Raw genomic sequence first — 26659 nt, 5'->3', positions numbered from 1 at the left:
CGTTTCGGGGCCTTTTTTACGCAACGTTATACGGCAACGCTTAGCTGCTGTCGTCTGCGTCAGGTCAGCAACAGCGCCAGACAAACCAGCAGAGCGCTCAGCAGATAAATACTCGATACGCCCGCACAGGTCATAATAAATCCGGCAACCGGCCCGGTAATTCCCAGTGCAAGATCCATAAAGGCGGTAAAGGTTGCCAGCGCGCTTCCCTGATTCTGTTGCGGCACCGCTTTAACCGCCACAACGCCAAGTGCCGGAAACACCAGAGAGAAGCCCGCTCCGGTTAGCAACGCGCCGAGGTTTGCCATCCAGGGGGAAAAAGAGAGCCACACGATAAACAGGCCGAACGCTTCCACGGCAAAGCAGGCCAGCGCCACTTCCAGGCCGCCGCGACGATTAATACTGCCAGGGAACAGCAATCGCGTACCGACAAAGGCCAGGCTGAACAGCGTCAGGGAAAACGCCGCGCCTGACCAGCCTTTCGCCTGATAAAACAAGGTGATAAAAGTAGCAATCACGCCAAATCCTGCCGATCCCATTGCTAACAGCAGGCCGAACGGCCAGATTTTGCCCAGCACGGCACGAAACGGCAGCGGGCTGCCTTTGCTTCCCTTTACCGCCGGGCGCGGCAGCGCCAGTAAAATAGCGGCAACAGTAATGATTATAATCACCGCAGCTAACAGCATGATGCCGCCGAGATGGTAAATCAGTGCGCCAAGCGGCGCTCCCAATGCCATCGCACCGTAGGTGCAGATGCCGTTCCAGGAGATAACCCGACCAATATGTATCGAACCCACCACGCCCACGCCCCACAGCGTTGAGCCGGTACCGGCAAAGCTTTGTCCAATACCTAACGCCAGGCGCCCAATACAAAGCAACGCCAGGCTCACCAGCGGCCAGCCTGCGCTAACGGCAGCCAGCGCATAGCAAATTCCACTCAGCAGGCAGCCGCCCAGACCAAACACCACCACCTTTTTCGGTCCCCACAGATCGGCATAGCGCCCGGCGTGCGGACGGCTCAGTAGCGTAGAGCAGTATTGCAGGCTGATAACCAGACCCGCCCAAAAGGCGCTATAGCCCATCACGTCATGCACGTAGCCGGGCAGTACCGCAAGGGGTAAACCGATGGTCAGATAGCTGGCAAAATTGAAAACAACAACGGAAAGTATTTTTTGATTCAGGCGAAAGCTGCTTTGCGGCGCTTCCTGGGCAGGCTGTTCAGACATAGCGGGTTCATTACCGATCTTTATTAACAGGCTAAGCGCTTACTATACGCTGATTTTTAACACTGGAAGAAGCAAAGCCTGACGAGCATTCTGTTATGCCGCTTTCCAAAGTCCGGTTCCGCATCAGGAATGTCCAACCTGTTGTACTGTTAAAAGAATTTTCTGTGCTGTCGTTCACAGTTCTGCTCTGTTACTCGTCCAGCCCGCTGGAATCACCTCGTGATAAGAGCGGAGTCACAAATTCGCCCTCTCAGACCCGCAACACTGATTCCAGTATCTCAGACAGGAGTCCAGCATGTTGGAATCAGGCAAAGTTCCGGCGCTAAGTCGGGCAATAGACATTCTCAATTTCATTGCGACAATCGGGCCATGCAGCGCGGCAACGATTATCGACGCCACCGGCATCCCGAAAAGCACCGCCTATCTGCTCCTTGCTGAACTGAAACGGCAGCGTTTTATCACCCTCGATTACCAGGGTAACTACTGCCTGTGGACCAAACTGGTCGAGCTGGCGGGCCATGCGCTGAGCCAGCTTAATCTGCGCGAGCTGGCGCGCCCGCGGCTGACCAGGCTGATGGATGAAACCGGCCTGCTGTGCCATCTCGGCATTATCGATCGCGGCAACGCCTACTACATCCTGAAGGTTGAATCGCCCTCCACCATCAGTGTGCGCTCGCACGAAGGAAAAAGCCTGTCGCTTAACCGCTCCGGCATCGGTAAATGTCTGCTTGCCTGGCAGCCCGCCGCGGTTCGCGAGGAGATCATCAGCCAGCTGGCGTGGGAACAAGCGACACCTACCTCAATTACCGATCCGCAGCGTTTTCAGGATGAGCTAACCCGCATTCGTTTCCAGGGCTGGAGCTACGACAACGGCGAAGATTATTGCGATGTCAGGTGCGTCGCCGCTCCGATATTCAATGCCAGTCACGAGCTGACCGCCGCGATCTCCGTGGTCGGCACGCGTCTGCAAATCAACGAAGAAAACCGTGATTACCTGGCGGGTAAGGCGATCGCCTGTGCCAAAGATATTTCCCGTCTTCTGGGGTGGAAAAGCCCCACTGAACAACAAGCCTCATAATAAGGAGAAGACCATGACCCTACCTAAAATTAAGCATGTTCGCGCCTGGTTTATCGGCGGCGCTTCCGCAGAGAAAGGCGCTGGCGGCGGCGATTATCACGATCAGGGAGCCAACCACTGGATTGACGATCATATCGCCACGCCGATGAGCAAATATGCGCAGTATGAGCAGTCGCGCCAGTCTTTCGGCATTAACGTACTGGGCACGCTAATCGTTGAGGTGGAAGCAGAGAATGGACAAACCGGCTTTGCCGTTTCCACCGCTGGCGAAATGGGCTGCTTTATCGTCGAGAAACACCTCAACCGCTTTATTGAAGGCAAGTGCGTCAGCGATATCAAACTGATTCATGATCAGATGCTCGGCGCGACAATGTTCTACGCCGGTTCCGGCGGGCTGGTGCTGAATACCATCTCCTGCGTCGATCTGGCGCTGTGGGATCTGTTTGGTAAAGTGGTTGGGCTGCCGGTCTATAAGCTGTTGGGCGGCGCGGTACGCGATGAAATTCAGTTCTACGCCACCGGTGCCCGTCCCGATCTGGCAAAAGAGATGGGCTTCATCGGCGGCAAAATGCCTACCCACTGGGGGCCGCACGACGGTGATGCGGGCATCCGTAAAGATGCGGCGATGGTGGCGGAATACCGTGAGAAGTGCGGACCTGATTTCTGGCTGATGCTCGACTGCTGGATGAGCCAGGATGTGAACTACGCCACCCGTCTGGCACACGCCTGCGCACCCTACAATCTGAAATGGATTGAAGAGTGCCTGCCGCCACAGCAGTATGAAGGCTACCGCCAGCTGAAAGGCAGCGTACCGCCGGGAATGATGGTGACCAGCGGCGAACACCACGGCACGCTGCAATCGTTCCGCACCCTCTCTGAAACCGGTATCGACATCATGCAGCCCGATGTTGGCTGGTGTGGCGGGCTGACCACATTGGTAGAGATCGCCGCCATCGCCAAAGCGCGTGGGCAATTGGTGGTGCCGCATGGCTCCTCGGTCTACTCACATCACGCGGTAATTACCTTCACCAATACGCCTTTCAGCGAATTTTTAATGACCAGCCCGGACTGCGCCACGCTGCGTCCGCAGTTCGATCCCATCCTGCTTGACGAGCCGGTGCCGGTAAATGGCCGTATCCATAAATCGGTACTGGATAAACCTGGCTTTGGCGTAGAGCTCAATCGCGACTGCAATTTGCATCGCCCTTACAGCCACTAAGACAGGGCGCTGCGCTGTCGGCGCGGCGCCGCTTTCCCATTGAGGATTTCGCTATGAATAACACCTTGCTTGCAGGCGTGGTGAAGAAAAACCGCGCGCGCTTAATCCCCTTTATGCTGGCGCTCTATGTGCTGGCGTTTCTCGATCGGTCGAATATTGGCTTCGCTAAAGAGGCCTACCAGATCGATACCGGCCTGAGTAACGAAGCCTACGCGCTAGGGGCAGGTATCTTTTTCGTGGTTTACGCCATTCTCGGCGTTCCGGCCAATTTGTTGATGCGTAAACTGGGCGCACGCAACTGGATTGGCGCAACTACGCTGCTATGGGGCTTTCTGTCAGCGGCGATGGCCTGGGCCGATACCGAGGCGAAATTTCTGCTGATCCGTACCCTGCTGGGTGCAGCGGAGGCGGGCTTTTTCCCTGGCATGATCTATTTGACCTCACAGTGGTTTCCCCAGCGCAACCGCGCCAGCATTATGGGGCTGTTCTATATGGGCGCGCCGCTGGCGCTGACGCTGGGTTCACCGCTGTCCGGCGCGCTGCTGGAAATGCACGGTTTTATGGGGCATCCGGGCTGGTTCTGGATGTTTATGATCGAAGGGCTACTGGCGGTAGCAGCCGGTCTGTTTACCTTTTTCTGGCTGGACGATACGCCGGAGCAGGCACGCTTCCTGAGCGCAGAGGAAAAACAGGTGCTTACCGCGCAGCTGGCCAGCGAAGAAGAAACCAAAGTCACCTCGCGCCTGTCGGATGCCCTGCGTAACGGACGCGTCTGGCAGCTGGCCATCATCTATATGACCATTCAGGTGGCGGTCTACGGGTTGATTTTCTTCCTGCCGACGCAGGTTGCGGCGCTGCTGGGTACCAAAGTTGGCTTTACAGCATCGCTGGTTACCGCGATCCCGTGGGTTGCCGCGCTGTTCGGTACCTGGCTGATTCCACGCTATTCCGATAAAACCGGCGATCGGCGTAACGTAGCGGCGCTGACGCTGCTGGCGGCAGGCATTGGTATCGGCCTTTCCGGCCTGGTATCGCCGGTGCTGGCGCTGGCTGCGCTCTGTGTCGCCGCGATCGGTTTTATTGCCGTTCAGCCGGTATTCTGGACTATGCCGACGCAGCTGCTTTCCGGCACTGCGCTGGCCGCCGGGATTGGTTTCGTCAACCTGTTCGGCGCCGTCGGCGGTTTTCTGGCACCCATCGTGCGCGTCAAGGCAGAAAGCCTGTTTAACAGCGATGCCGCAGGTCTGCTGACGCTGGCTGCCGTTGCCGTTATCGGCTCGCTGATCATCTTTACGCTGGGCGTTACCCGTCCGGCAGCCCAATCACCGAATGTCCGCACTCAATAAGGGGACGATAAATGACTACGATGAAAATAGCCGCTAACCCATTTAAGGCCGCCCTGCGTCGTGGCGAAGTACAAATCGGCCTGTGGCTAAGCTCCACTACCGCTTACATGGCGGAAATTGCCGCCACCTCTGGTTACGACTGGCTGTTGATCGATGGCGAACATGCGCCGAACACCATCCAGGATCTTTATCATCAGCTTCAGGCGGTAGCTCCCTATGCGGGTCAGCCGGTGATCCGCCCGGTAGAGGGCAACCGTGCGCTGATCAAACAGGTGCTGGATATCGGCGCACAGACGCTGTTAATCCCGATGATCGACAGCGCACAGCAGGCGAAAGAGATGGTTGCCGCCACGCGCTATCCGCCCGCTGGCGTACGCGGCGTCGGTGCCAGCGTCGCCCGCGCCGCCCGCTGGGGACGTATCGAAAACTATATGGCGCAGGCCAACGACGAGCTCTGTCTGCTAATTCAGATGGAGAGCAAGGCGGCGCTGGATAACCTCGACGCCATACTGGACGTGGAAGGCATCGACGGCGTTTTTATCGGCCCGGCGGATCTCTCCGCATCGCTGGGCTATCCCGATAATGCCGGACACCCTGAGGTGCAGCGTATCATTGAACAGAGCATCAGGCGGATACGCGCAGCGGGCAAGGCGGCAGGTTTTCTGGCGGTGGATCCGGAAATGGCGCGCAAGTGTCTGCAATGGGGCGCTAACTTCGTTGCCGTCGGCGTAGATACCATGCTCTACAGCGAAGCGCTGGATCGACGCCTTGCCCTGTTCAAATCCTCAGCCACCGCGCCCACGCCGAAAAACAGCTATTAAGCTATCGGGCCGCTAACGCATAGATCTATTAACCACAGGTTAATGAAAAATATCAGCGCGTTAGCGGCTGTTAGCAACTACACTTGCTGTGGCAGATTTGTCGTCCGAGGACACTATGATTGCACCACAGCAGGAGAAGATGGGACAGAATATGTTGCTTAAGATGGCAACATTGGTAGTCATTCTGGCAGGTATTCGCGCCGCCTCATCAATTATCGTTCCCTTTCTTCTCGCCATTTTTCTGGCTATCGTTCTCAACCCGCTGGTAAATATTCTGATGCGACGCGGGCTACGGCGCACCTGGGCCATCACGCTGGTAATGGTAGTAGTGCTGCTGGTCATTATTATGCTGGTGGCAATGCTCGCCAGCTCGGTTAACGAATTCTCGCTGGTTTATCCGCAGATACGCACCATCCTGGAACAGAAGCTGACGGTAATTCAGCACTATGCCGGACGGCTGAATATTCCGGTTTCCACGCGTGCACTGGCGGAACAGCTCGATCCCAACGCCATCATGAACGTCGCGACCCTGGTGCTGACGCAATTTTCCGGGGCGATGAGCAATTTTATTCTGCTGATCATGACGGTGATTTTTATGCTGTTTGAAGTGCGCCACCTGCCCTACAAGCTGCGCAACGCGCTGGTCAATCCGCAGATACGTATCGCCGGGCTACACAAGGCGCTAAAAGGCGTAACGCACTACCTGGCGCTTAAGACGCTGATTAGCCTGATTACCGGCATCGCCGTCTGGCTGTCGCTGCTGCTACTGGATGTTAAGTTCGCGCTGTTCTGGGGCGTCGTCGCCTTTGTTCTGAACTTTATTCCCAACATCGGCCCGATTATCGCTGGCGTTCCGCCCTTTATTCAGGCGCTGGTGCTGAATGATTTTTACGACGCGCTGATGGTGGCGGCGCTGTTCAGCGCCATTCATATGGTATTTGGCAATATGCTGGAACCGCGCGTAATGGGGCGCGGGCTGGGCCTATCGACGCTGGTGGTGTTTCTTTCACTGATCTTCTGGGGCTGGCTGCTCGGCCCGGTAGGCATGCTGCTTTCGGTGCCGTTAACCAGCGTCTGTAAAATCCTGATGGAAACCACGCCCGGCGGCAGCAAGCTGGCAATTCTGCTCGGCAACGGGCGTCCTCCGGTCAGGCGTTAGCTCAGGATTCCGGGAACAGGTGGTCATAAACATGCTGTAAGTGCAGTGCCATGCTGTCCCTGGCGAGCGCCGGATTCTGATCGATAATCGCTTCGGCGATCAGCTGGTGGTCGTGGTTCAGCTCGCGTGGAAAATCACGCTCGGCAAAATGGCTCTCCAGCAGGATAAAACGCTGGTTTTTACGCAGGTTCCACAGCCAGGCCATCATGTCACGCAGAACCTCATTGCCGCTCATTTCACTAATAAGCAGGTGAAAACGCTGATCCTGCGCCAGAAACGCGGCGTTATTGACCTCATGCAGCCCCAGCTGTGCGGCGACGTCTTGTAGTTCACGTCTTTGCTCGTCGCTGCCGTAGCGCGCCGCCAGTTCCGCTGTCATCGCCTCAAAATGCTGACGCGCCTTGATTAAATCACGCAGGCTGAAGGTTTCCGTCTGTTCCTGCTGCTGAATCGGCAGCGGATCGGCCACCAGCACGCCGTTGCCGCTACGAATCACTACCCAGCCGGTCACTTCCAGTGCGATCAGCGCTTCTCTTACCGATGAACGGCTAACGTTCAGCTGGCGCGCCAGCTCCCTTTCCGGCGGCAGCGGCGAACCGGGCGCAAATTCGCCGCGCGCTATCGCCGCGCTCAACAGGCCGGAAATTTGCCGATAGAGCCGTTCGGTTTTTACTGCGGGTAGCGTCATAAAGTTTACCTGTCTTCCGTTGCGCCAGCTGACGCGAAGCTGCCTTATTTTGCCGCAGCGCCGTACATTGTGTGGTTATCCATAAAAATATTGTGACTACAATCACCTTTTTTAGGCAAAAACTTCCCTATTCTGGCCCAGCGGCCTGACCAATGGCCGATCTGATTAGCGGGCTGGCCCTGATTCCTTGTTTTCCGCCAGCCCGTAGCAAACCCAATACAGGAGCAGCTATGGAACACACCTGGCGCTGGTATGGCCCTAACGATCCCGTCACGCTGGATGATGCCAGACAGGCTGGCGCAACCGGCATCGTGACGGCTTTACATCACATTCCGAACGGCGAAATCTGGACTATTGAAGAAATTCAGGCGCGTCAGGCGCTGCTGGCGGAAAAAGGGCTTTACTGGTCGGTCGTAGAGAGCGTGCCGGTACACGAGGCGATTAAAACCCAGCGCGGCGACTGGCAGCGCTATATCGCTAACTATCAGCAGTCGCTGCGTAACCTTGCCGCCTGCGGCATTGATACCGTTTGCTACAACTTTATGCCGGTGCTGGACTGGACACGTACCGATCTCGGCTGGCAGCTGCCGAACGGCGCACGCGCGCTGCGTTTTGACGCCGTCGCCTTCGCCGCGTTTGAACTGCATATTCTGCAACGGCCCGGTGCCGAGGCCACCTACAGCGAGGAAGAGCAGCGTCAGGCCGCTGACTACTATGCCGCCATGACGCCGGAAGCGATAGAGACCCTGACGCGCAATATTATCGCCGGTCTGCCGGGCGCGGAGGAAGGCTACACGCTGGAGCAGTTCCAGGCGCAGCTCTCGCAGTATGACGGCATCGATGAGGCGCGCCTGCGTGAACATATGGCCACCTTTTTACGCGCCATCGTACCGGTGGCGGAAGAAGTGGGGATTATGCTGGCGGTGCATCCTGACGATCCGCCGCGTCCGATTCTCGGCCTGCCGCGCATTATCTCTACCCAGCAGGATATGCAGTGGCTGACGGAAACGGTAGACAGCATCCATAACGGCTTTACCTTCTGCACCGGCTCGTATGGCGTGCGCGCTGATAACGATCTGGTGCAGATGGCGGAAACCTACGCCAGCCGCATTCATTTTGTTCACCTGCGCGCGACGCAGCGCGAAGAGAATCCTGCCAGCTTCCACGAGGCGGAGCATCTGGCGGGCGATGTCGATATGGTCGGCGTGATAAAAGCGATTCTGGAAGAGGAGCAGCGTCGTCGTCGTGCCGGTAATCTGCGGGCGATTCCGATGCGCCCGGACCACGGTCACCAGATGCTGGACGATCTGCATAAAAAAACCAATCCCGGCTATTCCGCTATCGGGCGCCTGAAAGGGCTGGCGGAACTGCGTGGCGTCGAGCTGGCGCTGAAACGCTGTTTTTTCAACGATTAATCTGACCCAATCGTAACCAGCGCTGCTGCCCAGGCGGCGCTATTCCCTCCCGCCGCTAACAATAAATTATGCTAAATAAATGGTCAGCTATCTGTTCAGGCTAAGATAAATCTTACTCTTGCTGACTTATCCACATTTTCGCTTTTTAAACCCGTCAGCCAGCGGAAAAGCGTAACGTTTGCTGCTAAATTTTAACAAAAGTCGGCTGTCGATCGTCCCAGCAGAGTATGCTGTCCACGCCGTTTCCCTTTGGCGTTTATTGGCCTTCCCCGGACAGAAATAGCGCAGATATGACATTTTCCTCGTTCAGACGATATACTGTGGAATCAGAAAGTAACTGTTGCGTTATGATACTATTGCAAAACTTTACTAACTGAGCTGGCAAGATGCCGTTAATAAAATTTTCTCAACGCCGCGATCTGGCCCGTTTCAACTTTCGGTTCGCGCCGTTGAGAATATTAAGATTATATAAATCAGAAAACACAGGGCGAATGATATGAAACTACGTAGGAAGCGTGTAAAACCAATTGCGCTCGATGACGTGACCATCATCGATGATGCTCGTTTACGCAAGGCTATCACCGCGGCCTCGTTAGGCAATGCGATGGAATGGTTCGATTTCGGCGTGTATGGCTTTGTCGCCTACGCCTTAGGTAAAATTTTCTTTCCCGGTGCCGATCCCAGCGTCCAGATGGTCGCCGCGCTGGCTACCTTCTCCGTTCCCTTTCTTATCCGTCCGCTGGGCGGCCTTTTCTTCGGTATGCTGGGCGATAAGTACGGGCGTCAGAAGATCCTGTCAATCACCATTATTATCATGTCGATCAGTACCTTCTGTATCGGTCTGATTCCCTCTTACGCCTCAATCGGCATCTGGGCGCCGATTCTGCTGCTGCTGGCAAAAATGGCGCAGGGCTTCTCCGTTGGTGGCGAATATACCGGTGCCTCGATCTTCGTCGCAGAGTATTCTCCCGACCGTAAACGCGGCTTTATGGGTAGCTGGCTCGATTTCGGTTCCATTGCCGGTTTCGTGCTGGGCGCGGGCGTGGTGGTACTGATTTCAACTATCGTCGGCGAGCAGAACTTCCTCTCCTGGGGCTGGCGTCTGCCGTTCTTCCTGGCGCTGCCGCTGGGGATCGTCGGCCTCTACCTGCGTCATGCGCTGGAAGAAACGCCGGCGTTTCAGCAACACGTAGAGAAGCTGGAACAGGGCGATCGCGATGGGCTGCGCGAAGGTCCGAAAGTCTCTTTCCGTGAAATCGCCACTAAACACTGGAAAAGCCTGCTGGCCTGCGTGGGCCTGGTTATCGCCACCAACGTAACCTACTACATGCTGCTCACCTACATGCCAAGCTATCTGTCGCATAACCTGCACTACTCCGAAGATCACGGCGTGCTGATTATTATCGCGATTATGATCGGTATGCTGTTTGTACAGCCGATTATCGGACTGCTGAGCGACCGCATTGGCCGCCGCCCGTTTGTGATTATCGGCAGCACCGCGCTGCTGCTGCTGGCGATCCCGGCCTTTATGCTGATCAACAGCAACGTGCTGGGGCTGATTTTTGCCGGGTTGCTAATCCTGGCGGTAATCCTTAACTCCTTTACCGGCGTGATGGCCTCATCGCTACCGGCGATGTTCCCCACGCATATTCGTTACAGTGCGCTCGCCAGCGCCTTTAATATCTCCGTGCTGATTGCGGGCCTGACGCCGACGCTCGCCGCCTGGCTGGTAGAAACCACTGACGATCTTTATATGCCCGCCTATTACCTGATGGTGATTGCCGTCATTGGCCTGATTACCGGTATTACTATGAAGGAAACGGCCAACAAACCGCTGAAAGGCGCGACGCCTGCCGCTTCGGATATCGAAGAGGCGCGGGAAATTCTCCAGGAACATCACGACAATATCGAACAGAAGATTGACGATATTGCCGAAGAGATTGCGCGTCTGGAGGAGAAGCGCAAACTCCTGATTCAGCAGCATCCGCGTATTAACGAATAGTCTTAAGCCGATGCAAAAATGGTTTACTGCGGCGTAACCCGGCCTGAACGACTATCCCAGCCCCTCAACGAGGGGCTTTTTTTCGCCTTTTTTAACGCGATGCAACGCCCGGCGTGGTATCTGCCGCCTGGCTTGCTGGCCTATTAGCGCCCACACTTACTCTTTAACCTTGAGGAGGAAGGCTATGCGGATACACCACCTGAGCTGTGGTTCGATGTGTCCTTTTGGCGGCGCGCTTTTTGATGGTTTCAGCAAAGGGCTGCACGCTCACCTGGTTTGCCACTGTCTGCTGATTGAAACCGATCGTGACGGGCTGGTACTGGTAGATACCGGTTTTGGTGAGAAAGATATGGGGCGTCATTCGCGTATCGCCACCTTCTTCCGCCGCTTCAATAATATTCAGCGCCGCCCGGAGCTCAGCGCGCTGGCGCAAATTAAGCGCCTCGGCTTTCAGCCACAGGATGTGCGCCATATCATTTTGACCCATCTCGATTTTGACCACGCCGGTGGGCTAACCGACTTTCCCCATGCCCAGGTGCATCTGATGCAGCAGGAGCTGGAAACCATCCGTCACCGCGATAGCTGGCTCCAGCAGCGGCGCTATCGCCCCGCACAATGGCCTGCCCGGACGCACTGGCAGGCTTACCAGCCGCAGGGAGAAAGCTGGCAGGGTTTTGCCGCCGTCAGTGCCTTGCAAGGATTGCCGCCGGAAATTTTACTGATTCCGCTACCGGGCCATACGCCGGGTCACGCGGGCGTGGCGATCCAGCAGCGCGACGGCTGGCTACTACACGGCGGCGACGCCTGGTTTTATCGTGGAGAAATCTATCAGCAAACGCGCCGCTGCACGCCGGGGCTGCGTTTTTATCAGTGGATGATGGCGGTGGATAACGCAGCCAGACGGGAAAACCAGCAGCGGCTGCGCGAGCTGTCTCTCACTCAGCAGGGAAACATCACGCTGTTTTGCAGCCACGATGCGAAAGAGCTGGCAAGAATGCAGGCGCTGAGGCCATAAAAAACCCCGGCGCAGGCCGGGGCAATAACGGTTTTACTGTCAGGCGTTGTGTTCGATCACGCGCTGCTGGCTTTCAATCGCGATTTTGCGTGGTTTCTCGCTTTCAGGGATCTCCTGATAAAGGGCAATTTCCAGCAGGCCATTCTCCAGCCGTGCGCCTTCCACTTTCACATGCTGTGGCAACCCGTAGCTGACGCTGAAGTTGTGACGGCTGATACCACGATGCAGCCAGCCACTTTTTTCCTCTGGCTGACTCTGTTCTTCTGTTCGTTTCCCGCTGACGGTCAGTTGACCGCCGGTAGCGCTAATTTCCAGCTCGTTTTCTTTCCAGCCCGGTACGCTAAGCGTAATCGCATAACGGCTCTCATCAAGGCGTTTGATATCGTAAGCGGGCACGGTAGCCAGGGGTGCATCCCCGGTCAGCTGGCTAAACAGTCGATCGATGCGGTTGAAGCGATCGGAAAACAGGCTATCGGCAACGTCAGGGAACAAAGAGAGGGATTTGAACGCCATGATTAACCTCCTGAAATCTCAATAACTGTGAGCAATCAAAAGTTTAATTTTGCAGGGAAAGCAACCTTTCCGTTACCTTATTTATGTACCGGGTTGACGTTTTCAAGCCCTGTTAAAAATAATGATTTTTCATATTAACAACCGCCTTTGATAGCGCTTTGGCATATTACGCGTTTTGTTGTTAACTGCCTGTTAATACTGCGCAACCGAACGGTCAGCGTGCCGAAAACAGGCGGCGCTGCCAGCACGGGAAGTTTTACCCGTGATGCTAAAAGCGCGTACACTATGCTAACTTTTTCACCTGTACAGCCAATTATTATGTCTGAATTCTCCTTAATTAATCGCCCCAGAAGGCTCCGCAAAAGTGCCGCGCTGCGCGAGATGTTCCAGGAAACTACCCTGAGCCGCAGCGACCTGGCCCTGCCGATCTTCGTTGAAGAAGGCGTGGACGACTACAAAGCCATCGACGCGATGCCGGGCGTTATGCGTATCCCGGAAAAACGTCTGGCCTGGGAAATTGAGCGCATCGCCAAAGCGGGTATCCGCTCGGTAATGACCTTCGGGATTTCTCATCACACCGACGCCACCGGCAGCGATGCCTGGCAGGAGAACGGCTTGGTGGCGCGGATGTCGCGCATCTGTAAAGACGCGGTGCCGGAAATGATCGTCATGTCCGATACCTGCTTCTGTGAATATACCTCGCACGGTCACTGCGGCGTCCTGTGCGATCACGGCGTGGATAATGACGCGACGTTGATTAACCTCGGCAAGCAGGCGGTGGTTGCTGCGCAGGCGGGCGCAGATTTTATCGCGCCTTCCGCCGCTATGGATGGTCAGGTTGCCGCTATTCGCCGCGCGCTGGATGAAGCGGGCTTTACCGATACCGCAATCATGTCCTACTCCACCAAGTTCGCTTCTTCCTTCTACGGCCCGTTCCGCGAAGCCGCAGGCACCGCGTTAAAGGGCGATCGTAAAACCTATCAGATGAACCCGATGAACCGCCGCGAAGCAATTCGCGAATCGTTAATCGATGCTGCCGAAGGCGCGGATTCGCTGATGGTAAAACCGGCGGGTGCCTACCTGGACGTGCTGCGTGATATCCGCGAGCGCACCGAGCTGCCGCTGGCGGCCTATCAGGTGAGCGGCGAGTATGCGATGATCAAGTTTGCCGCTCAGGCAGGCGCGATCAATGAAGATGCGGTGATTCTGGAAAGCCTGGGCGCGATTAAACGCGCAGGTGCAGATGTGATCTTCAGCTACTTCGCGCTCGATCTGGCGGAACGCAACCTGCTGTAATCATTTCGGCGGCCTGCGGGCCGCTTTACAAGCGGCGGCGCGCGTGACGGGTGCCGCGCCCTGCGTCTGCCGCTACGCCCAACAACAGGCGACGTTACCACCTTCAGATCTTCCCTTCAGGTTGTATACCTTCCATTGAGCGACTAAGGTCGATCTTATCGGCCAGACGTCATGCCAGCGGCAGGCAGAGACATTTAATCCTTAAGTTGCGACTTTTCTGACCGATACTGTTACGGCACGACAATAATTATAAGTTTGATAGGCCTTTTTATGAAAACACCAGAAATCCCGGAAAACGAGCCGCAGCGCCTGAACGAGCTTCACGCGCTGAAACTGCTCAATACGCCCGCCGAAGAGCGCTTCGATCGTCTGACGCGCCTGGCGAAGCGGCTGTTTAACGTCTCGGCATCAGTGGTCAGCCTGCTGGACGCCGAGCATCAATGGTTTAAGTCAGGCGACGGCATCAGCGCAACGCAAACCGCACGCGATATCTCTTTTTGCGGTCATGCGATCCTGCAAGATGACGTGATGATTGTTGAAGATGCGCGTCAGGATGAGCGTTTTTACGACAATCCGCTGGTTACCGGAGAGCCACAGATCCGCTTTTATGCCGGCTGCCCGCTGCGAGCGCCCAACGGATCCAAAGTAGGCACGCTGTGTATTCTCGACAGCAAAACGCGTCCTTTCAGCGAAGAGGATATTCACGCCCTGCGCGATCTCGCGTCTATGGCGGAATCAGAGCTGGTGAGCTTTCAGGCGGCGACTTCTGACGAACTGACGCAGATCTCTAACCGGCGCGGTTTTATGACGCTCGGCCAGATGCTGTTACAGGAGTGTGCCCTGCGCCACTGCTTCGCCAGCCTGGCCTTTTTCGATCTCGATCGTTTTAAGCAGATTAATGATGATTTCGGTCATCGTGAAGGCGACCGGGCGCTGATGGACTTTGCCGATGCGCTGAAGATCAGCTTCCGTCAGTCGGCGCTGTTCGCCCGTCTCGGCGGCGATGAGTTTGTGGTGCTGTTTATCGATACCAATCAGCAGCAGGCGGAAGCACGGCTGGCGGAGTTTCGCAGCGAGCTGGATCGCTATATGCAGCCGCTCGATCGGCGCTATCGCCTCGATTTTTCAGTAGGTATGGTGGAGTTCGATCCGGCGCAGCCACAGCCGCTCGCCGCGCTGCTTAACCACAGCGACGGCATCATGTATCAGCATAAAAAAGCGCGTCGTTAATCGCTTTCGGCCACGCAGAGCTGCCAGCCTGCCGCATCGCTCAGCTTACGGTGCCAGGCAAGCAGCGCGTCATTATCAAGCCGCTGTAGCGTCTGCCACGCCAGCGGCGTCGTTAATGGCGCGAAGGCCAGCCTCTGACGCGCACGCGTCAGCGCATCGCCCTGCGGCTGAAGCTGCTGCCAGAGCCGTTCGCGGCTCTGCGCCAGTTCTTCAGCGCTTAACCCGGCGATATCACTCTCACTCTGTACCAGAAAGCGTTCAATATGTTGACGCAGCGCCGCCGCTTTCAGCGAAGGTGACTGAAGCGCAAACAGCACGCCGATACGGTCGGCGGTTTGATGAAAGCGGCAGCTTACTACATAGCCTGTCTGTTGCTCCGTGCGCAAACGCTGGAAAAAACGCGGCTGATAAATTTGTGCCAGCAAACGCCACGCCAGCTGCGCCTCGCTGTCCGGCTGGGCAAGCGGGCAGAACAGCAGCAGTGCGCTATCGCCTTTTACCTGCGTCAGCCGATATTCGCCCCCGGCCAGCGCATCAAAACGCAGCCAGTTTTCAGCCTGCCTGATGCGCATCGGCATCAGACTAAGCAGATGCGACAGCGCCTGAAGCTGCGTCCGATCGCCGCCCGTTAGCGCCGCCTGCCAGACGCTGTGTTGCAGGTCGTTGCAGAGCGGCTGTGTTGCCGTCAGCCAGCGCGGTAGCTGCTTCAACAGGCGACGTATCGCAATCTCTCCCCGCTCCGATGGCAGGATCTTTTGCTCCGGCAGCGATGCCAGTCGTGACGACATCGCCGCCAGCGCCGCCTGCATGAGTGCTGGCTCACCGCTCAGCTGTAGCTGCCAGATATCCTGTTGCCGCTCAACGCTCAGCTGCACACCCTGATGCGCCAGGCTCGCCGCCAGCGCGCGCAGCGCCGCCTGGATCGTATAGCCCAGCGCATCGCTAATGGGCGTTTCCGGGCACGGGCGCAGGGTTAATACGCCAGGCGCGGCGTCGGTAATATGGCTGAGCGGCGCAGCGGTATGCGGCAAACTTTCAGGCAACGCGGGTGCAGGAAAGGGCCAGAAGCGCAGCGCCAGCGGCGGCTGAGCGGTGGATAGCGAAGAGGGAAAAGGGGCGCGGATAAAGGTAAAACCCGCCGACGACTGCGGCTCACCGGTAACCTTCTCTGCCAGCCACAGGCGGCTGACGGCGGCGCTGTGTAGCTGCGTCAGAAACGCCTGCCAGCCATCGGGATCAATCCGTTGCGGCGGCGCGAAACCGAAGGCCGCCTCACGCAGCCGATCGAGCGGGCTGAGCGCGCTAAAACGCTGCTGCGCCAGCTGAAGATAGTGCGTGAGTTGAGTCACGCTTAGCGATTTCAGCCGCTCCAGCCACTGGCGCAGCGCCGCCTCCGGTAACGCTGTCGGCGGATTTACCTGAAGAATATCAAAGCCAACGGTCAGCAGCGCCGCGCCGCCGCCGCGCCAGCACAGCTCCAGATGCGCACCGTCACAGTCGGCATGCGTGCGCAGATGCGCCAGCAGCCCACCTTCCGCCTCATCACACAGCAATATGCGCAGCAGCGCACAGTGCCCGGTAGCGCTCTCCTGCCAGCGGTTTAATGCAAAGGTCAGCCGTAGCTGCGGCACGCCGCTGATATTCATCGCCGCATCGCCCCGTGGCTGTAACATCGCGGACTTGCCATCCGGCTGCGGCTGCGCCATCGGCAGCGCCGCACCATACTGCCGCGCCAGCGTTTCCAGTTCGTTCAACGGCTGCGGTCCCAGCAGCCAGAGCGTCATGTTGCCTGCGTGATAGTGTTGCTGATGAAACTGGCGTAGCGCCTGCCTCAGCGCAGGCAAATCCTCGCCGAAGCTGGTACGATCGCCGACATGGAAACGGTGCAGCGCGGACGGGCCACTAAAGAGATGGCGCTGCGCCACGCCGCTAAGCGTCTGCGCGTCCGTGCACAGCAGACGATACTCTGCGTCAATCACCGCCGTTTCCTGCACCAGCGCCTCAGCGGTCAGCAGCGGAGACGCCAGCATATCAATCAGCCGCGCCAGCCCCGCGCTTAGCGCGGCGGGCGTCAGGGTGAAGAAGAAGGCGGTGCGATCGGCATGGGTGGTGGCGTTAAGCCGTCCGCCCTGCGCAGGCACCCAGTTCATCAGCCGCTGCGCACCGCTAAAACTGCGGCTGCCGGTAAACAGCATATGTTCCAGCAGATGCGCCAGACCGGGCCAGCGCGCCGGTTCGTCGTCGCTGCCGCTGGCAACCTGAATTAGCGCCGCAGCCTCGCTCGCCTGCGCATCACAGCACAACTCTACCCGCAGGCCGTTTTCCAGCTGTAGCGAGACCGCCTGCGACATCAGGCGTTGGCCTTGAAGATCAGCTGTGAGTTAACGCGATTACGGAACTGAAGCTGGCTGATTTGCATCTGCGTGCAGTTGGCCTGCTCACGTGCCGCAAGGATTTTGTCATGATGCGGCGATTTGGCGCAGACCGGATCGGCATTATCGGCATTGCCGGTCAGCATAAAGGCCTGACAGCGGCAGCCGCCAAAATCCTGTTCTTTTTCATCGCAGGAGCGGCAGGGTTCCGGCATCCAGTCAAAGCCGCGATAGCGGTTGAAACCGAAAGAGTCATACCAGATATGTTCCAGGCTGTGCTCCAGCACCGACGGGAACTGTACCGGCAGCTGGCGGGCGCTGTGGCACGGCAGCGCGGTGCCCTCCGGCGTCACGCTGAGGAAAATTGCACCCCAGCCGCCCATGCAGCCTTTCGGACGCTCTTCGTAATAGTCGGGCGTGACGAACAGCAGATTGGTCAGGCTGCCGCTGGCTGCCATACGTTCGCGGTACTGCTTCACCACCGCTTCGGCACGCGCGATCTGCTCACGCGTCGGCAGCAGCCCTTCGCGATTAAGCTGCGCCCAGCCATAGAACTGACAGGTCGCCAGTTCGACGTCGTCTGCTTCCAGCTCGATACAGAGCTCAATGATGCGGTCGATCTGATCGATATTATGGCGATGCAGCACGAAGTTAAGCACCATCGGATAGCCGTGCGCCTTTACCGCCCGCGCCATCGCCAGCTTCTGCCGGAACGCCTTTTCCGATCCCGCCAGCGCAGCGTTCAGCGTTTCGTCACTCGCCTGAAAGCTAATCTGAATATGATCCAGTCCGGCATCGGCAAAGGTTTGCAGCTTTTTCTCGTTCAGCCCGATACCGGAGGTAATCAGGTTAGTGTAAAAGCCGAGGCCGCGAGCGGCAGCAATCAGCTCAGCCAGATCTTTACGCAGCAGCGGCTCACCGCCGGAAAAACCGATCTGCACGCTGCCCATCGCCCGCGCCTGGCGAAAAACCTCAATCCACTGTTCGGTGGTCAGCTCTTTCTCCTGCTGAGCAAAATCAAGCGGGTTAGAGCAATAGGGGCACTGTAACGGACAGCGGTAGGTTAACTCCGCCAGCAACCACAGCGGCGGCTTAACCGCCGGTTTCCGTTCAGTCACGAAAGATGATCCACTTCTGTTCATAGGCTTTGCCAAAAAAATCGATAACGTCGGCGTCCAGATCGGGCACGCCGGGGAAGCGGGCGTTTAGCGCGGCGATAATCTCGCCCAGCGTGCGCTTGCCATCCACCAACAGCAAAATTTCAGCGGCGCTGCCGTTCAGCCGCGCCATGCCCTCCGGGTAGAGAATCACGTGGCAGTTTTGCGCCTCTTCCCACTGTAAGCGAAATCCGCGGCGAAACTGCGGCGTCTGTGAAGAGTGAATATCCATTACACCAGCCTCGTTTTATGCCAGGCGAGCTGCGCTGTTACCGTATGATATGGCGGACGTTTCAGCTCATAGGCCATGGTCATGGCATCCAGCATACTCCACAGAATATCCAGCTTAAATTGCAGAATTTCGAGCATGCGCTGCTGTTTTTCCACCGTGTCGCAATATTCCAGCGCCAGCTGTAAGCCATGCTCAACATCGCGGTTCGCCTGGCTGAGGCGGCTGCGGAAATAGTCATAGCCTTCCGCCTCGATCCAGGGGTAGTGCTGCGGCCAGCTGTCGAGACGCGCCTGGTGGATTTGCGGCGCGAACAGCTCGGTCAGCGAGCTACAGGCCGCTTCCTGCCAGTTGGCACGGCGGGCGAAATTAACATAGGCGTCAACGGCAAAACGGACGCCGGGCAGCACCAGCGCTTCAGATTCCACCACCTCGCGCTTCAGGCCAACCGCCTCACCCAGCCGCAGCCAGGCTTCAATCCCGCCTTCGTTGCCGCCGTAGCCATCATGGTCGAGAATACGCTGTACCCATTTGCGGCGTACCTCCGGGTGCGGGCAGTTCGCCATAATCGCCGCATCCTTCAGCGGAATATTGGTCTGATAATAGAAGCGGTTTGCTACCCAGCCCTGGATCTGTTCGCGCGTCGCTTTGCCGTTGTGCATCGCGATATGGTACGGGTGATGAATATGGTAATAGTTGCCTTTGGCGCGCAGCGCCTGCTCAAAAGCCTGCGGCGAAAGCAGCGATGCCTGAGTCATGGTTATACCTCGATCAACATACCATCCCAGCTGACTTCAATGCCCTGCTGCGTCAGGCTGTGACGCTCGGCAGAATCTTCATCCAGGATGGGATTGGTGTTGTTAATATGAATAAGAATTTTGCGTTCCGCCGGCAAGGAGGCCAGCAGCGCGGCCAGCCCCTGCTCTTCCGCCAGCGCCAGATGGCCCATTTCTTTGCCGCTGTTTTTACCCACGCCGGTCGCCGCCAGCTCGTTGTCACGCCACAGCGTGCCGTCGATCAACAGGCAGCCCGCTTTTTGCAGCCAGGGCATCAGCACTTCGTCCGGCTCGCCCAGACCCGGTGCATAGAGCAGCCCTTTGCCGCTGCGGGTATCCTCCACGAACAGCGCCACGTTATGGCCCGGCAGCGGGCGATCGCGGTATGGCGAGTAAGGCGGCGCGTTGCTCAGCAGAGGAATGGCGGTAAAGCGCAGGCTCTGGCAAACGCTGACGTTAAACGGCTGCTCCGGCACGATGGGATGGTGGATCAGGCCGCCGTTCCAGTGGGAAAGCATGGTAAAGACCGGAAAACCGGTGGTGAGATCCTGATGCACCTCTTCGGTACACCAAACCTGATGCGGACAGCCTTCACGCAAATTGAGTAAGCCCGCGCTGTGATCGATTTGGCTGTCGGTCAGGATAATCGCGCCGATCCCGGTACCGCGCAGCACGTCGGGGTTATTCAATTCAGGCGAAGCGAGCAGCTGATGGCAAATATCGGGAGAGACGTTGCAAAGTACCCAATCTCTGCCGTTGTCGCTGATAGCGATAGAGGATTGCGTGCGCCTTGAGGTTTTCATCGTGCCGTTACGCACGCCCTGGCAGTTTTTACAGTTACAGTTCCATTGCGGGAACCCTCCGCCAGCTGCGGAGCCAAGCACTTTGATCTGCATGTGTTTACCGGGAAAGGAGTGGAACAGGCCCGCGACGGGCGCGGGCGCTGAGATTAACGGTTGGAAATGTACAGCGTCACTTCCAGACCCAGACGTAAATCTTCAAATGCAGGTTTGATCCATGCGGACATAAGCCTCTCCTCTCGGTGGTAAAAATGACGGATTGTCACCATTAATTGCGGCAGGCAACCCGCAAGTTGTCAAATATGAAAATTTGGCAGCGCAGATGTTGCTATAATGTGACATGGATCGCAACTTTTCTATTGACCCCACGTGCGCTTTAGCACGCGCAGCCAGTTGCGCCACGCCAGTTTTTCCAGCAATGGCGCATCAAAACCCGCCGTTTCTAACGTCTTAAATAGCTTTGGCATTCCTGTTACGTCGCCCAGCGCATCCGGTACGCTGATGCCATCAAAATCGGAGCCGAAGCCTACCCGATCTTCTCCCAGCTTATCGATCATCCAACACAGATGTTTAACAATTTCTTCCAGCTCGGTATCGCCGTTACGCTGCCCGTCGGCGCGTAAAAAGGCGTTGCCGAAGTTCACGCCAACGAAGCCGTCGCTGGCGGCAATCGCCGCTAATTGCGCATCGGTCAGGTTGCGCGGCTGGGCGCAGAGCGCATGGGCATTAGAGTGCGTTGCCACCAGCGGCGCATCGCTCAGCTCCGCCGTTTGCCAGAAGGTTTTCTCATTCATATGCGAGAGATCGATCAGCAGCCGTTTCTGGTTACAGGCGCGGATCAGCGCCTTGCCCGCCGCCGTCATGCCGTCGCCGGTATCGGGCGAGCCGGGAAAGCCGCCGTTTACCCCGACGCCGAAGCGGTTGGGCAGATTCCAGAACGGCCCGATGCTGCGTAATCCCAGCTGATAAAAGCGATCCAGCAGCGTCAGTTCCGGATCGAGCATCCCGGCCCCTTCGATATGCATCACCAGCGCCAGCACATCCTGTTGCAGACACTGTTCGATTTCCGCCGCCGTGCGGCACAGCCGCGCCCGCCCTTCTGACGTATCCGCCAGCTGTTGCAGGATAGCGATTTGCGCCTCGGCGATCGCCAGCGCGTCATGCTGCGCCTTGACGCTGGCAAGATCCTGTTTACGTTCGCCAGCCAGCCAGTCGACCGGCGGCACAAAAACGGCAAACAGCCCGCCCGCGAAACCGCCACGCTGCATGCGGGGAAAATCGAGGTGTCCCTGCTCACGCCCGGTGAAAAAGGGCTGTACCGGATTATCGGCATGGCTCACCCACAGGCGCAGCAACAGATCGTTGTGGCCATCAAAAAAAGTGCGTGTTGCGATCATTTTAGCGTCGTTAAATCCTTAATCAGCGCCTGATTAAACATTTCGGGTGCCTCCATTTGCGGCGCATGCCCCATACCGTCAAACTCGACCAGGCGAGCGCCAGGAATACGCGCCGCCGCCGCTTTGCCCAGTACCTTATAGTCGCCGAGGCGCGCTTTGACCTCCGGCGGCGCAATATCGCTGCCGATAGCGGTCGTATCGGCGGTGCCGATAAACAGCGTGGTGGGAACACGCAGGTCCGGCAGCTCATACCAGACCGGCTGGCTGTAAATCATGTCGTAGATCAGCGCCGAATTCCAGGCCACTTTCTGATGCCCTGGCCCGCTGTTCAGCCCGGCCAGCATCTCTACCCACTTATCATATTCCGGCTTCCAGCGGCCCGCGTAGTAGGTCTGCTGCTCATATTTTTTAATCCCCTCCGCCGATAGCTTCAGCTCACGCTGATACCAGTCGTCTACCGAGCGCCAGGGCGCGCCCTTCGCTTTCCAGTCCTCCAGGCCGATGGGATTAACCATCACCAGTTTTTCCGTTTGCTGCGGATACATCAGCGCATAGCGCGTAGCTAACATGCCGCCGGTGGAGTGGCCGACGATCGTTGCCTTCTCTATCTTCAGGCTTTGCAGCAGACGATGGGTATTATCGGCAAGCTGCTGGAAACTGTACTGGTACCAAGCGGGTTTGGTAGAGGTGCAGAAGCCAATCTGATCGGGCGCGATAACCCGATAGCCTTGCTGGCTCAGCGCGCGCAGCGTACTTTCCCAAGTAGCGCCGCAAAAATTCTTGCCGTGCAGCAATACCACCACATGACCGTTAGCCTTGCCGACCGGCTTGACATCCATATAGCCCATGCTGAGCGTTTGCTGCTGAGAGGAAAAGGTAAAGTGCTGTAGTGGATAAGGCATGGGGAAGCCTTCCAGCTGCTCGCCGTAGGAGGCAGCAACCGTATTTCCCGCCGCCAGCATCAGCGCCGCCGCGCCAGCGAGGGAGGTCAGCCTGTTCATGATTATGCTCCTGTTTAACATGAGCCGCCTGACGCGCGCCCATAAAAGTAAGAAATATAGGCGCTGACAGGCGGCTCGGCGGAGCCATCAGAGTAAAAGCAGGTAAAGAAGCCTGCCGATTAGAAGGTAAAGCGATAACCGCCGCTGAACTGGCGCTGGTCAAACTTGTTACCGGTAGAGAGATCGCCTTCCAGATAGATTACGTGCTTGTCGGCAATCTGCGCGCTGACGCCAAGCCCGTTGTTCCACCAGTTACCTTTGAAGCTGTGCCGCTCCTGCGATCCATTCAGCCGATAGCCGGTATCACCTTTAAACTCACGCACGATACCGCTTTTCAGATAGACGTTAAGATCCATATCCGACTGCTGCATCCGGTAGCCCACCAGCCCGCTGGCACGTCCCAGCAGCGAGTTATAGCTTTCCAGATCGATACGCAAGCCGTTAGAGGCGCGGAAGGTATCTGACTGTTGATGGCTCCAGGCCACCTGTAACTGCGGTTCAAGGTAGAAGCCCTGGCCAGACTGGGCCCAGTCAAAGCGTTTGCCGCCTTCCAGCGAGACGCTGTAGTTATCCGCTGCGCCTTCTCCGCTCACCTGCTGGCTCTGCGAGTCTTTCACGTTGAAACTGCTCTTCATGCGCGAATATTTAAACACGCCATCCAGCCATATGCCGTTATCCGCTATTCCGCTGGCGTAGAAACCAGCATGGCTTGATTTTTGATCGCCGCTGCCGGAGGCGTAGTGGGCGTTGCCGTTGGTGACGCCCATAAAGACGCCCAGCGCAATCGGCAGATCGGGACTGATTTGCTTGTCGACGCCAAACTGCAACCCGGAGTAGCTCATGCTAAAGCCGCTCAGCTTCCCGCTGGCAAAATCATCAAAGCGCCCACCGATCCCTCTGATCCAGCCATCACCTACATGATCCGTCTGCCGTAAATCACCGAAGCGTTGCAGCATGGTCTGCATTTCTGCGTAATTGATCAGATAGCTGACGTTAAGGAAGTTAGCCCCGGCGTCGGCCGGATTAGAGATATCCGCATCAGGCCCCGGTGACGGATCGGGATTTGGTACCGGGTCCGGAGTCGGATCGGGGGTTGGCTCAGGCGTCGGGTCTGGATCGGGAGTGGGCTGTGGATCGGGCGGCGGCAGTGGATCCTCCTCTTCCGGCTCAACTGGTGTAGTGCCGCTGGCGTAGAGCTGCCAGTCTCCCCCTGCCTGACGCAGATCGTAAAGATAGCCGCCCAGTTCAACTCTGGATGTATTCGGGGAGAGCGCGAAACGCGCCTGTCCATCCTGCGTTTCTACCAGCGTCAGCACTTCGTTCCCGGTAGTCTGCATATCACCACGGTTTTGTACCCGCAGATAATGATTACCTTCACTGGTGCCGGTAACAACCAGCTTGTCGTTACGCTCTGCAACGATATCGGTTTTCAGCGCAAAGGTGCCGCTTCCTGTAAGATCGCCTACTGTCAGCACCGTACCCAGGTCACCCGATGCGAAATCAATCGTACTGTCGTTTAACGTTAAGCGATCCACCGTCGAGCTGGCGGGCATGTCCCACTGGCTTTGATCCATTTTCATATGCAAATAACCGCCATTGACGCCATCGCTGGCGGTAGCGCCCGTCAGGTGCGAACCGGCAGCCATGTTCATGGTAATCTTACCGCCTGCGGCCTGCACGCTACCGATAATATCCAGCTTGCCATCAAGGTTGATACGGCTGGCCTGATGGTTTTCATCATGCTGCGTACCCACCGCGATTTCTGACGGTGAAGCCATATGAATACGGGTATCGCCGGTTAAATCAATGGCACTATCCATCATGGCATAAGCGCCGATGGTGTTGCTGTTACCCATGACCGACAGGTTATTACCGTTGATTTCCCCACCGTTTAGCGCCCAGATGCCAACCACCTGGTCAGCGTTGCTGGTGACATCAATATCGGTCCAGGAAATATTAATCTGTGACCCGCTGGACTGCGCCGAAATGCCGTAGGTGCCGCCGGAAAAAATCGTGTTACGCTGCGTCTCATTACCATTGAAATTAATCGTAGCCGAGTCACCGCTGGCGACCAGCGCGCCGCTGTTTGCGCTATAGAGCGTACTGCCCGCGCCAATATCAGCCTGCCCCTCACCCTGAACCTTAAGCGCATTGGCGAAATTGCTGCCTTCGGTTCTGATATGCAGCTGCTGTGCTTTCAGGTTACCCAGATTCCAGATACCGATCGCGCTTTCTCCCTGCGTAGTCACGCTGGTCTGGCTACCTAAATCCACTTCAGAGTTAGACTGGATATTTATGCCATACGCCGCCGTACCGGCGGTTTCGATGGTTAGCTGGTTTGCTTTAAGCGTGGCCGCCGGGTCGGTATCACTGGTCGCGCGGCCAAAAATATAAATCCCTGTCGCCTGATTATCCTGAGTACGAATAACGGAGTTGTTACCGAGGTTAGCGTTGGTTCCGGCATCGGTAATATATAGCCCAGTAGCGGACCCCTGAGTATTAATCGTCAGAGCATCCGCTTCCAGTGAAGCGGCGCGCGTCAGATAAATCCCGTTAGAAGCTAAAATGGTTCCGTTTAGATTTATCTGACTGCCGCTACCTAAATTCAGAATGTTATTTGCGCCTTCTGATTTTATACCATAACGTCCTTCAACATTTACTAATAGCTGGTTTGCTTCTAATGAAACCTCCTTACCACTGATCATCATACCGCTGGCAAGCGGACCTTTTACATCGATGCTTACGTTATTCCCCAGCGTCAGCATACTATTATTGGCGGTGACAGGATTACAAATTGCACAGAGATATTTTTCATCTCCAATAACCGTAATTCGATCGCCATCATTCAGAACCACCCTGGCCCCATTATCAACCATGATTGCGTCTAAATCCGCAGCCAGAGCGGCAGCGGGAGCGATAAGAAGCGGTAGCGATAGCGCGCTGGCCAGGGCCATGCGCTGTCGTACAAAAAAACTTAGCGGGTTAATTTTAAATAGAGATATGCTGCAAGCCATGCTTTTCTCCTTAATTGCACTTATTCCTTGCCTGTATAAACAGCAGAAAAAACCCCGCCGCTATGACTTAACAGAAAAACATCTTCTGGTGTTTTCTGTTCGGTAAGCGGGCCGCATCCGTTAACAACACCAGTAAGAAAAATAGCATGCAAAAAAAAAGATATTTTGAATGAGAATTACGCCTTGGTTAACTTTAGGTACATAAGAATTTCAACCTTCCTGAAATAAGAACTTCAGAAAAATACACCTCTAATTTCAACAGATAGCCGTTACAACTGGCTTACTCATTGTCATTTATAAAAGCTCTGATTTATTTATCCCGTACGCTTTATAGCGCGTCTTCTACACTTAACTGATTCAATGAAACAAGGAGAACGATAATGAATGAAAAATTAAGACAGGCTGCCAATGAGCTGGGAGAGCTGCTGACGAGAGCCGACGTGAAGCTGGCAACCGCGGAATCCTGTACCGGCGGTCTGGTCAGTATGGCGATGTGCTCAGCCAGCAGCAGCGCGGATTACTTTAGCAGCGGCTTCGTTACCTATACCAACGAGGCGAAGATGCGTCTGTTAAAGGTTGATTTGCGTACGCTGGAAAAATTTACCGCCGTGAGCCAGCAAACGGCGCGGGAAATGGCCGCAGGTGCGAAAATGCAATCGGGCGAGGCGGTTAGCCTGTCAGTGACCGGCTATGCCGGACCGGATGACGGCCCGGACGGAACCCCAGCGGGTACTATCTGGTTTGGCTGGGGGCTGCCTGACGGCACAATAAAAGCGGAGTTAAAGCATTTCAGCGGCGACAGCGAATCCGTGATTAATCAGGCGGCGCTGTTTGTCCTGACGCGCCTGGCATCGTTGCTGAAAGAAGCCGATCGTTAAAATAGCTGCTAAGGGTTTCAGTCTGCC

Annotated in this window: 23 protein-coding genes; 11 read left to right on the top strand and 12 right to left on the bottom strand. The window is 56.6% G+C overall.

Annotated elements, in window-relative coordinates; genetic code table 11:
• Nucleotides 1–59 precede the first annotated feature (59 nt).
• Entirely contained in the window at nt 60–1226 is a 1167-nt protein-coding gene (locus C7M51_RS18815) for an MFS transporter (protein WP_160623061.1), read from the bottom strand.
• Between the two features lie 295 nt (nt 1227–1521).
• Between C7M51_RS18815 and C7M51_RS18810 the strand changes: the two genes are divergently transcribed.
• From C7M51_RS18810 to C7M51_RS18790, 5 genes are all read left to right on the top strand, one after another.
• Nucleotides 1522–2304, top strand: coding sequence for an IclR family transcriptional regulator (locus C7M51_RS18810; RefSeq protein WP_160623060.1), 783 nt, complete (start codon nt 1522–1524; stop codon nt 2302–2304).
• Between the two features lie 13 nt (nt 2305–2317).
• The gene (rhmD, locus tag C7M51_RS18805; protein WP_160623059.1) at nt 2318–3523 is read left to right on the top strand and encodes an L-rhamnonate dehydratase; all 1206 of its coding nucleotides are present in this window, start codon (nt 2318–2320) and stop codon (nt 3521–3523) included.
• A 53-nt stretch (nt 3524–3576) separates the two neighbouring features.
• Nucleotides 3577–4869 (top strand): MFS transporter, encoded by a 1293-nt coding sequence (locus C7M51_RS18800; RefSeq protein ID WP_160623058.1) that lies wholly within the window; start codon nt 3577–3579, stop codon nt 4867–4869.
• A gap of 20 nt (nt 4870–4889) precedes the next feature.
• Complete coding sequence (gene yfaU / locus C7M51_RS18795; RefSeq protein WP_160623709.1) at nt 4890–5690, top strand: 2-keto-3-deoxy-L-rhamnonate aldolase; 801 nt, start codon at nt 4890–4892, stop codon at nt 5688–5690.
• 115 nt (nt 5691–5805) lie between these two features.
• The gene (locus C7M51_RS18790) at nt 5806–6849 is read left to right on the top strand and encodes an AI-2E family transporter (RefSeq protein WP_160623057.1); all 1044 of its coding nucleotides are present in this window, start codon (nt 5806–5808) and stop codon (nt 6847–6849) included.
• Between the two features lies 1 nt (nt 6850).
• On the opposite strand, the gene C7M51_RS18785 is transcribed toward C7M51_RS18790, so the two are convergent.
• Nucleotides 6851–7537, bottom strand: coding sequence for a FadR/GntR family transcriptional regulator (locus C7M51_RS18785; protein WP_160623056.1), 687 nt, complete (start codon nt 7535–7537; stop codon nt 6851–6853).
• A gap of 230 nt (nt 7538–7767) precedes the next feature.
• On the opposite strand from C7M51_RS18785, the gene uxuA reads away from it, so the two are divergent.
• The 3 genes from uxuA (at nt 7768) to C7M51_RS18770 (ending at nt 11969) form a co-directional block, all read left to right on the top strand.
• Nucleotides 7768–8952 carry a mannonate dehydratase gene (uxuA, locus tag C7M51_RS18780; RefSeq protein ID WP_160623055.1) on the top strand — a complete coding sequence of 395 codons (1185 nt, stop codon included), beginning with the start codon at nt 7768–7770 and terminating at the stop codon, nt 8950–8952.
• Nucleotides 8953–9448: 496 nt separating this feature from the next.
• Nucleotides 9449–10954, top strand: a complete 1506-nt coding sequence (gene proP / locus C7M51_RS18775) for a glycine betaine/L-proline transporter ProP (RefSeq protein ID WP_160623054.1) — start codon at nt 9449–9451, stop codon at nt 10952–10954.
• 184 nt (nt 10955–11138) lie between these two features.
• Nucleotides 11139–11969 carry an MBL fold metallo-hydrolase gene (locus tag C7M51_RS18770; RefSeq protein ID WP_160623053.1) on the top strand — a complete coding sequence of 277 codons (831 nt, stop codon included), beginning with the start codon at nt 11139–11141 and terminating at the stop codon, nt 11967–11969.
• Between the two features lie 39 nt (nt 11970–12008).
• Here C7M51_RS18770 and C7M51_RS18765 read toward each other — a convergent pair whose 3' ends face one another.
• A complete protein-coding gene (locus tag C7M51_RS18765; RefSeq protein WP_160623052.1) occupies nt 12009–12482 on the bottom strand; it encodes an Hsp20 family protein in 474 nt (157 codons plus the stop codon).
• A 318-nt stretch (nt 12483–12800) separates the two neighbouring features.
• On the opposite strand from C7M51_RS18765, the gene hemB reads away from it, so the two are divergent.
• Both hemB and C7M51_RS18755 read left to right on the top strand, forming a co-directional pair.
• Nucleotides 12801–13778, top strand: a complete 978-nt coding sequence (gene hemB, locus C7M51_RS18760) for a porphobilinogen synthase (RefSeq protein WP_160623051.1) — start codon at nt 12801–12803, stop codon at nt 13776–13778.
• A 270-nt stretch (nt 13779–14048) separates the two neighbouring features.
• Nucleotides 14049–15008 (top strand): GGDEF domain-containing protein, encoded by a 960-nt coding sequence (locus tag C7M51_RS18755; protein WP_160623050.1) that lies wholly within the window; start codon nt 14049–14051, stop codon nt 15006–15008.
• On the opposite strand, the gene pqqF is transcribed toward C7M51_RS18755, so the two are convergent.
• The 9 genes from pqqF to C7M51_RS18710 form a co-directional block, all read right to left on the bottom strand.
• The gene (gene pqqF, locus C7M51_RS18750; protein WP_160623049.1) at nt 15005–17359 is read right to left on the bottom strand and encodes a pyrroloquinoline quinone biosynthesis protein PqqF; all 2355 of its coding nucleotides are present in this window, start codon (nt 17357–17359) and stop codon (nt 15005–15007) included. The two genes, C7M51_RS18755 and pqqF, sit on opposite strands and share 4 nt — an antisense overlap.
• Complete coding sequence (pqqE, locus tag C7M51_RS18745) at nt 17359–18522, bottom strand: pyrroloquinoline quinone biosynthesis protein PqqE (protein ID WP_160623048.1); 1164 nt, start codon at nt 18520–18522, stop codon at nt 17359–17361. Before pqqE ends, pqqF begins: the two co-directional genes overlap by 1 nt.
• Nucleotides 18491–18769 carry a pyrroloquinoline quinone biosynthesis peptide chaperone PqqD gene (gene pqqD / locus C7M51_RS18740; RefSeq protein WP_160623047.1) on the bottom strand — a complete coding sequence of 93 codons (279 nt, stop codon included), beginning with the start codon at nt 18767–18769 and terminating at the stop codon, nt 18491–18493. Before pqqD ends, pqqE begins: the two co-directional genes overlap by 32 nt.
• Nucleotides 18769–19524 (bottom strand): pyrroloquinoline-quinone synthase PqqC, encoded by a 756-nt coding sequence (gene pqqC, locus C7M51_RS18735; protein ID WP_160623046.1) that lies wholly within the window; start codon nt 19522–19524, stop codon nt 18769–18771. The genes pqqD and pqqC overlap by 1 nt, the downstream gene beginning before the upstream one ends.
• A gap of 2 nt (nt 19525–19526) precedes the next feature.
• Entirely contained in the window at nt 19527–20438 is a 912-nt protein-coding gene (pqqB, locus tag C7M51_RS18730) for a pyrroloquinoline quinone biosynthesis protein PqqB (protein WP_160623045.1), read from the bottom strand.
• 53 nt (nt 20439–20491) lie between these two features.
• Nucleotides 20492–20569: a pyrroloquinoline quinone precursor peptide PqqA gene (pqqA, locus tag C7M51_RS18725; RefSeq protein WP_071883753.1), complete on the bottom strand. Its 78-nt coding sequence runs from the start codon at nt 20567–20569 to the stop codon at nt 20492–20494.
• A gap of 129 nt (nt 20570–20698) precedes the next feature.
• Nucleotides 20699–21739, bottom strand: coding sequence for a dipeptidase (locus tag C7M51_RS18720; RefSeq protein ID WP_160623044.1), 1041 nt, complete (start codon nt 21737–21739; stop codon nt 20699–20701).
• Nucleotides 21736–22701: an alpha/beta fold hydrolase gene (locus C7M51_RS18715; RefSeq protein WP_244323853.1), complete on the bottom strand. Its 966-nt coding sequence runs from the start codon at nt 22699–22701 to the stop codon at nt 21736–21738. Before C7M51_RS18715 ends, C7M51_RS18720 begins: the two co-directional genes overlap by 4 nt.
• A 158-nt stretch (nt 22702–22859) precedes the next feature.
• Nucleotides 22860–25754 (bottom strand): autotransporter outer membrane beta-barrel domain-containing protein, encoded by a 2895-nt coding sequence (locus C7M51_RS18710; protein WP_160623042.1) that lies wholly within the window; start codon nt 25752–25754, stop codon nt 22860–22862.
• Between the two features lie 380 nt (nt 25755–26134).
• Here C7M51_RS18710 and C7M51_RS18705 point away from each other — a divergent pair, with 380 nt between their 5' ends.
• Nucleotides 26135–26632: a CinA family protein gene (locus C7M51_RS18705; protein ID WP_160623041.1), complete on the top strand. Its 498-nt coding sequence runs from the start codon at nt 26135–26137 to the stop codon at nt 26630–26632.
• The last annotated feature ends 27 nt before the right edge of the window (nt 26633–26659 follow it).

It is taken from the genome of Mixta intestinalis (assembly GCF_009914055.1).
Taxonomy (GTDB): domain Bacteria; phylum Pseudomonadota; class Gammaproteobacteria; order Enterobacterales; family Enterobacteriaceae; genus Mixta; species Mixta intestinalis.
Note: the sequence above shows the minus strand (reverse complement) of the source record. Positions and strands in the feature narration are given on the sequence as shown.

Coding starts and splice junctions, on each gene's coding strand:
- C7M51_RS18815 (WP_160623061.1), bottom strand. CDS start 1,226: ATGTCTGAACAGCCTGCCCAGGAAGCGCCGCAAAGCAGCTTTCGCCTG.
- C7M51_RS18810 (WP_160623060.1), top strand. CDS start 1,522: ATGTTGGAATCAGGCAAAGTTCCGGCGCTAAGTCGGGCAATAGACATT.
- rhmD (WP_160623059.1), top strand. CDS start 2,318: ATGACCCTACCTAAAATTAAGCATGTTCGCGCCTGGTTTATCGGCGGC.
- C7M51_RS18800 (WP_160623058.1), top strand. CDS start 3,577: ATGAATAACACCTTGCTTGCAGGCGTGGTGAAGAAAAACCGCGCGCGC.
- yfaU (WP_160623709.1), top strand. CDS start 4,890: ATGAAAATAGCCGCTAACCCATTTAAGGCCGCCCTGCGTCGTGGCGAA.
- C7M51_RS18790 (WP_160623057.1), top strand. CDS start 5,806: ATGATTGCACCACAGCAGGAGAAGATGGGACAGAATATGTTGCTTAAG.
- C7M51_RS18785 (WP_160623056.1), bottom strand. CDS start 7,537: ATGACGCTACCCGCAGTAAAAACCGAACGGCTCTATCGGCAAATTTCC.
- uxuA (WP_160623055.1), top strand. CDS start 7,768: ATGGAACACACCTGGCGCTGGTATGGCCCTAACGATCCCGTCACGCTG.
- proP (WP_160623054.1), top strand. CDS start 9,449: ATGAAACTACGTAGGAAGCGTGTAAAACCAATTGCGCTCGATGACGTG.
- C7M51_RS18770 (WP_160623053.1), top strand. CDS start 11,139: ATGCGGATACACCACCTGAGCTGTGGTTCGATGTGTCCTTTTGGCGGC.
- C7M51_RS18765 (WP_160623052.1), bottom strand. CDS start 12,482: ATGGCGTTCAAATCCCTCTCTTTGTTCCCTGACGTTGCCGATAGCCTG.
- hemB (WP_160623051.1), top strand. CDS start 12,801: ATGTCTGAATTCTCCTTAATTAATCGCCCCAGAAGGCTCCGCAAAAGT.
- C7M51_RS18755 (WP_160623050.1), top strand. CDS start 14,049: ATGAAAACACCAGAAATCCCGGAAAACGAGCCGCAGCGCCTGAACGAG.
- pqqF (WP_160623049.1), bottom strand. CDS start 17,359: ATGTCGCAGGCGGTCTCGCTACAGCTGGAAAACGGCCTGCGGGTAGAG.
- pqqE (WP_160623048.1), bottom strand. CDS start 18,522: ATGAACAGAAGTGGATCATCTTTCGTGACTGAACGGAAACCGGCGGTT.
- pqqD (WP_160623047.1), bottom strand. CDS start 18,769: ATGGATATTCACTCTTCACAGACGCCGCAGTTTCGCCGCGGATTTCGC.
- pqqC (WP_160623046.1), bottom strand. CDS start 19,524: ATGACTCAGGCATCGCTGCTTTCGCCGCAGGCTTTTGAGCAGGCGCTG.
- pqqB (WP_160623045.1), bottom strand. CDS start 20,438: ATGCAGATCAAAGTGCTTGGCTCCGCAGCTGGCGGAGGGTTCCCGCAA.
- pqqA (WP_071883753.1), bottom strand. CDS start 20,569: ATGTCCGCATGGATCAAACCTGCATTTGAAGATTTACGTCTGGGTCTG.
- C7M51_RS18720 (WP_160623044.1), bottom strand. CDS start 21,739: ATGATCGCAACACGCACTTTTTTTGATGGCCACAACGATCTGTTGCTG.
- C7M51_RS18715 (WP_244323853.1), bottom strand. CDS start 22,701: ATGCTGGCGGCGGGAAATACGGTTGCTGCCTCCTACGGCGAGCAGCTG.
- C7M51_RS18710 (WP_160623042.1), bottom strand. CDS start 25,754: ATGGCTTGCAGCATATCTCTATTTAAAATTAACCCGCTAAGTTTTTTT.
- C7M51_RS18705 (WP_160623041.1), top strand. CDS start 26,135: ATGAATGAAAAATTAAGACAGGCTGCCAATGAGCTGGGAGAGCTGCTG.